The following is a 5,241-nucleotide window of genomic DNA, read 5'->3' as shown; positions in this document are numbered from 1 at the left end:
ACTTGTCGATCGTCTGTTGGTGATACTGGTTTGCAAAGAGGTCATTCTTAATGGCGCTGCGTTTCTTCATGGTGGTTAGCTCAGTAGACCAGCTTCCGATAACTTTATCAGCAAAATCAAACTCGGCTTAGGTTTTTCGAGGTGCCCTTCAAGATGTGCCAAGTATTGGTTTGGGTTTTATTGAAAAGAATCGTGAGAAATTAACCTATTAATACATAATAGGAGCTGAGAGGGAATTATTAATCTCAGTTCCTTACTCATTACACCAGTATACGCTAGAAGTGTAAGATTATATTTAAGCCAAAAGTACTAAAATAATTTATTGTATCTTGTATTAATTAATATAGTGGCATTGATTGTAAATTAAATCGGCTTATTATTTGAATATCGTTAAATAGTATCTATTTAAAATCATTTAAGGTGCATTTTTAGTTTTAAAGAGGACATGATCGCTTGTCGATGATTAAGATAATATTTTAATCCTTCTGCACGCAGATGGCAGGCAGCACATTGTTGACAACCATTGCCTATGATACCATTGTAACAAGTAAGGGTTTTATTTTGTACTAATTTTAATGAGTGGTAATAATCGGCTAGTGCCCAAGTCTCGGCTTTATTTAGCCACATAAGAGGGGTTTCAAAGCGAATCGGTTTAGCTATACCCAGACAAATAGCTTGATTGAGCGCTTTAACGAATTCATCCCTACAATCAGGGTAACCAGAAAAGTCTGTTTCACAGACACCGGTTATAACCACCTCAGCTTGAACTTGGTATGCATAAATAGCGGCAAGTGTTAGAAATAAAATATTACGTCCTGGAACGAAAGTATTGGGTAATTCACTTTCAATACTTTTTTCATAGGAAGGTATTGGAATGTTGTCGCGAGTTAGGCTACTGATAGCAAGTTCATTTAATAATCCGACATCCAGTATTTTATGTGCTGCGATGTTAAAATGCTGGCATATCTTTTGAGCAGCAACAATTTCAGCACTATGACGTTGAGCATAATTGAAAGTTATACAATGAACTTCGTTATATTGTTTTATTGCTTGTATAAGACAAGTGGTCGAATCTTGTCCGCCACTAAATACAATAACTGCTCGTTTCGTCATGCTTAATGCTATCCATCGATAAAGTACAAGTAAAAAATTTTGCTAGTGAAGATGATACGTTATGTTACTGAGTTTAATCTAGTTTAGATAGCCTTAATTGGGAAGATATATTCATAGTATTATATTATTTGTTTAAATTATAAAATATGAATTATTTTATTCTGACTATTTATTATCGGTAGCATATTAATTTTATGTAATTATGCGATAAAAATGCCATGATTTGTTGAATACATCCTGATATTACATTGCTTATAAAGCTGATAAAATCAGATTGTTAAAAATATTTTATATAACATTATGAGATTTGGTGGATTACGATAGTTTTTATAAACATTTAGTCAACAATATAGCTAATTGAATTGATCATTTATATTTTTGATTGAGAAAATAAAATATATCACAATTTTGTTTGTATCTGATTAATTTATTAAGCTGTATTTTATTATATTTTTTGATGCAATTTTCAATATCAGGATAAAAAAATGTGAGATTATTTTCTCAATTACGTTGGTATTTTTTAACTGAGTGGCGCCGGTATTTTGGTGCTGTCATGTTATTAATTTTTATTGCAGGATTACAACTTATTCCACCACGGCTTGTTGGCTTTATTATTGATGGTATTAGTAAGCAAACCATGAGTATTAAACAACTTTTGGGCTGGATAAGTGTGATGGTGCTTATTTGCATTTATTATTTATGGATTGCGTTATATTTGGCGGTTATGGTTATTTGGCGCTTCTTATAAATTAGCTGTACAGTTAAGACAAAAATTTTATCAACAATTTAGTCGCCAAACTCGCGAGTTTTATTTACGACATCGAGTAGGCGATCTTATTGCACGTACAACAAATGACGTTGATCGAGTTGTCTTTGCGGCGGGAGAAGGTGTCCTGACACTAGTCGATTCTTTGGTAATGGGTTGTGCTGTGTTAATTGTCATGAGCATAGAGATTAGTTGGCAACTGACCCTGCTTTCATTGCTACCAATGCCAATCATGGCAGTCATTATTAAGCGATATGGCGAGCAACTGCATACACGCTTTAAATCTGCTCAAGCGACATTTTCTTCTCTTAACAACCATGCCCAGGAAAATTTAACTAGTATCCGTATGATTAAAGCGTTTGGTATCGAAGATCACCAATCCCATCAGTTTGAGATTGCCGCATTAGAGGCTGGACGTAAAAATATGCATGTTGCTAAAGTTGATGCGAAATTTGACCCTACAATCTATATTGCGATAGGTGCTGCAAATTTTTTGGCGCTAGCTGGTGGTAGCTGGATGGTCATAATAAAATGACATTAGGTGATTTGACCAGTTTTGTTATGTATTTAGGACTTATGATATGGCCAATGTTAGCACTTGCTTGGATGTTTAATATTGTTGAGCGTGGAAGCGCTGCGTATAGTAGGATTTGTTTTTTTATTTGAACAACGCCCATCAATTATTGATGGAAAACAGTGTTTACAGCAAAGAGCTGGTCAATTGAAGGTGAATATTCGGCAATTTAATTATCCAGGTGCGGCAATATCTTCCTTACATAATATTGTATTTCATATACAGCCAGGGCAATTAGTTGGAATTTGTGGTCCAACCGGGGCAGGAAAAACAACATTATTATTATTATTACAGCGCCATTTTGATGTTATTGATGGTGAAATTTTGTTCCAATCTATTTCTCTGACTAATATTCAGCAGGCAGAATGGCATGCCAGACTGGCAGTGGTGAACCAAATACCATTTCTGTTTTCCGATACCATATCGAGTAACATCGCTTTAGGTAAACCGATTGCAAGCCAAACAGAAATAGAGGAAGCGGCAAGACTAGCTGATGTACATGAAGATATTTTGCGTTTACCTAATGGGTATAACACACAAGTTGGTGAGCCTGGCATTATGTTGTCTGGTGGACAAAAACAGCGTATTTCTATTGCAAAAGCACTATTATTAAATACTGAAATTTTGATATTAGACGATGCTTTGTCTGCGGTAGATGGAAAGACTGAAAATAGAATTTTAAAAAATTTACGCCAGTGGCAAGGGTGTCATACTATCATCATTAGTGCCCACCGATTGTCTGCATTAGTGGATTCAGATCAGATACTTGTATTACAGCAAGGTACTATCTTATCTCAAGGTACTCATCAGCGATTAATTGCAAAACCTGGTTGGTATCGAGATATGCATAGCTATCAGCAAATTGAAGCCTCATTGGAAAATGAGCATGAATAATCGTCGTCGTTTATGGCCATCTTTAAAACGCTTACTAATTTATGGAAATTCATTTCGTAAACCGATAATTATTGCCGTTTTGATATCCTGGATAGCAGCTGGGGCAGAAATTTGTGGGCCCCCTTTTGGTGAGTTACTTTATTGATAATATGTTAGCAACAGGTTACATGCCGTTGAAAAGCACGGTCATATTAGTAATAATTTTTTTTGCATCACAAATTATTGCTGCCATTTCACACTATTATCAAACAATCTTATTTAATCAAGCCGCTATCGGAGTTGTTCAAACATTACGTACAGATGTGATGAGTGCCGCTATCAGGCAGCCATTGAGTATTTTTGATAATCAACCAGTAGGGTAACTGATTTCTCGAGTGACAAATGATACTGAAGTGGTTAAGGATCTATTTGTAACCGTTATTCCGACTATATTTCGTAGTGTAGCGCTAATTATTGCCATGTTAGTAGCGATGTTTTTTTTAGAGTGGAGAATGGCAATAGTTGCTAGCTTAATTTTCCCTGTAGTATTTTTGGTCATGGTAATTTATCAGCGTTTAAGTACACCAATTGTTCGTCGAGTACGTACTTACCTAGCTGATATTAACGATGGTTTTAATGAGATAATTAACGGCATGACAACTATTCAACAATTTAGGCAACGAGCCCGCTTTGGTGAGAAAATGTTAGCAGTAAATCGCCAGCACTATATAGCCCGGATGCAGGCATTAAAGTTAGATAGTATTCTTTTACGCCCACTATTGAATTTATTTTCTGCACTAACTCTTTGTGGATTAATTCTATTATTTGGATTTAAGGGAATAGATGTTATTGGTGTTGGAGTATTGTATGCCTTTATTAATTATCTTGGGCGTTTAAATGAGCCATTAATTAAATTAACCTCACAACAAGCGGTAGTTTCGGGAGAAAGAATTTTTGAATTGATAGATAGCCCTCGACAATGTTATGGTTGTCATCAATTACCTTTATTGTCAGGGTGCGTGGATATGAAAAAGCTTTCTTTTGCTTATCGTGATGATAAATATGTATTGTACGATATTGATCTGCAAATAGAGGATAACGAATTTGTCGCATTAGTTGGGCATACAGGTAGTGGAAAAAGCACGATTACTAACTTATTAATGGGATACTATCCATGGCAAAAAGGACAAATATTACTCGATGGACGCCCGTTATCCTCACTTTCTCCCCAAGTGTTGCGTAATTCTATTACTATAGTGCAACAAGAGCCGGTTATTTTAGCAACGACTTTGTTTGACAATATCGCTCTGGGAAGAAAAATTTCAGAACAGAAGGTTTGGCATATTTTGGCAACTGTGCAGCTTGTTGATTGGGTATATAAATTGCCTGATGGCTTAAATACTCTGTTAGGTGAGCAAGGTAACATGCTATCTGCGGGACAGAAGCAATTATTGGCATTAGCGCGTGCTTTAGTACGAACGACGAAAATTTTAATATTGGATGAAGCAACGGCCAATGTCGATTCGGAAACTGAGAGAGCGATCCAAAAAGCTTTACAGTTAATCCGTCGGCAAACAACATTAATCGTTATTGCTCATCGACTTTCTACCGTTATAGACGCGGATAAAATTTTTGTTTTACATCGTGGAAAAATCGTTGAGCAAGGCAAACATAATCAATTATTACGACACTCGGGGCTTTATACTCAGATGTACCAATTGCAACAAATTGGTAATTTATTACATACTGGTAGCGTAGAACATCTAGATATGGTTAATTAATCTTTTTTCTATAAACTAGTTGCTGAATAGAGACTTGCATTTTTTGTCACGCTATTGAGAATAAAAAGAGGTTTAACTTAGAGAATAAAGGTTTGAAATGATCAACAAAGAGCGGCTGTTACGAGATAATCGTT

General features: G+C 35.6%; 1 protein-coding gene and 2 pseudogenes. 2 read left to right on the top strand and 1 reads right to left on the bottom strand.

Annotation, left to right across the window (positions count from 1 at the left end; genetic code table 11):
* Positions 1-411: 411 nt before the first annotated feature.
* On the bottom strand, positions 412-1,113 hold the full coding sequence (queC, locus tag CBG25_RS07870) for a 7-cyano-7-deazaguanine synthase QueC (protein WP_290605862.1): 702 nt from the start codon (positions 1,111-1,113) through the stop codon (positions 412-414).
* 487 nt (positions 1,114-1,600) lie between these two features.
* Between queC and CBG25_RS07865 the strand changes: the two are divergent.
* A pseudogene (locus tag CBG25_RS07865) lies at positions 1,601-3,347 on the top strand (SmdA family multidrug ABC transporter permease/ATP-binding protein).
* Positions 3,340-5,107: pseudogene (locus tag CBG25_RS07860) on the top strand (SmdB family multidrug efflux ABC transporter permease/ATP-binding protein). The pseudogenes CBG25_RS07865 and CBG25_RS07860 overlap by 8 nt, the downstream one beginning before the upstream one ends.
* The last annotated feature ends 134 nt before the right edge of the window (positions 5,108-5,241 follow it).

This window comes from Arsenophonus sp. ENCA, assembly GCF_002287155.1.
In the GTDB taxonomy this organism is placed as follows: domain Bacteria; phylum Pseudomonadota; class Gammaproteobacteria; order Enterobacterales; family Enterobacteriaceae; genus Arsenophonus; species Arsenophonus nilaparvatae.
Note: the sequence above shows the minus strand (reverse complement) of the source record. Positions and strands in the feature narration are given on the sequence as shown.

Excerpts from the sequence above, each read along its gene's own strand:
- queC (WP_290605862.1), bottom strand. The coding sequence starts at position 1,113 with ATGACGAAACGAGCAGTTATTGTATTTAGTGGCGGACAAGATTCGACC.